Genomic DNA, 1377 nt, shown 5'->3' with positions numbered 1-1377 from the left:
AAAAAAAGAGGCCAGCCAAAAGGCCAGCCCAATTTTTAGAGTTAATACAGAATATACACAAGGTTACTTCTTTCAATACTAGTATACTTCCAACGACTATAAAAGTCATTAAAAGTCTAGTTATTTTTTATTATATTCTGAACTTGATATCTTAACTAGAGACCCTAAAAGTGTATTAATCGCTGCAAGTACAGCAGTTACTCTTTCAACATTCCCATAATTATATGCTCCAAGTATAGCCACTATAAAAGTGCTTATTGGTATAGCTATCAAAGATAAATTTTTTAAAGTATCATAAGTTTTGTTATTTCTAAAAATCATTTAATCCTCCTAAAAAGTTATCCATGCTCTTGTGTTGCCGCTTGTACGTCTATAGGCTACATATCTACGTTTGCCAGAGTTACCTATATAAGATATCCAACGATAGCCGTCTGCTTCATACACGCTATCGTAGTTAATCCTTGCTCCCATAGGGTAGGTTGCTACTATAGCTGAGTTAGTACTTGCGTCAGCTCTTACATGGCAAGCTGTCTGTGTTATACCGTGCCATTTTTCGTTTTTAATGAATTTTTTGCCTGATGATTTTTGTGGTTTTTGTCGCTTTACAGGTGCTATATCTAAACCGTTAGCTCCACCATATCTAGGTCTAAAGTAACGCTCATTACTGCTCCTCCTGCGGTCTAAAAAGTAGCCTATAAAGCTCTTGTTATCGTTGTAAGATATCCCGTTATTTGAGTAGTTAGAGTGGATTATGCCGTCTTTTTTATAAAACATGCCTGTGTGTCCATTAGCTCCAGCAGATCTGCCCTCACCACCTCTGATAAAGATATCACCAGCTCTTACATCCTTATAGTCATATATTTCATCTAGGTACTTGCCTTTTAGCTTAAAAAGAGTCTCGGTGTTTCCTATCGGTGTGTTTTTAGGTAAGACTCCACCCGCTATAAGTGCATAGTACACAGCAGATGAGCAGTCATAACCCGGGTTACCGTTTCTTCTAACCATGCTGTAAGGATAGTTGCCCTTGTGTCTATGGTGTCTGTCCATCCAATTTAAAGCTTCTTTTACTCCCATAAATTTTCCTTTCTTTGTACTAAAAAAAGGACTAGCAAAGCTAATCCTTAAAATAATTATGATATAATTAAATAGTCTCCGAAAGGAGGTGATTCTATATGGAGATAGTATTCTACCTATTGGAAAATTTAATTTTTCCCTTACTAGTTGCAGTTTTGACTATTTATATAGCCGATCAGCATAAAAGTAAGTAAAAGAAAAGACAGTAGTTAACGGCTACTGTCTTTTTGATTCTAATAGAGAATCGTATTCTACCTATATCCTTGAGGTTGGGTCAAGGGCTTTTTTGAGTGGATAAGAGGT

At 36.2% G+C, this 1377-nt stretch carries 2 protein-coding genes; both read right to left on the bottom strand.

What is annotated here, in order from left to right:
- Positions 1 to 120 precede the first annotated feature (120 nt).
- The gene (locus JNO63_RS08580; protein WP_203128519.1) at positions 121 to 321 is read right to left on the bottom strand and encodes a phage holin; all 201 of its coding nucleotides are present in this window, start codon (positions 319 to 321) and stop codon (positions 121 to 123) included.
- A 9-nt stretch (positions 322 to 330) separates the two neighbouring features.
- On the bottom strand, positions 331 to 1074 hold the full coding sequence (locus tag JNO63_RS08575; RefSeq protein ID WP_203128518.1) for a peptidoglycan amidohydrolase family protein: 744 nt from the start codon (positions 1072 to 1074) through the stop codon (positions 331 to 333).
- Positions 1075 to 1377 lie beyond the last annotated feature (303 nt).

The organism is Anaerococcus sp. mt242 (assembly GCF_016798225.1).
In the GTDB taxonomy this organism is placed as follows: domain Bacteria; phylum Bacillota; class Clostridia; order Tissierellales; family Peptoniphilaceae; genus Anaerococcus.
The sequence above is the reverse complement of the archived record's forward strand: the minus strand, read 5'-3'. Positions and strand labels throughout refer to the sequence as shown.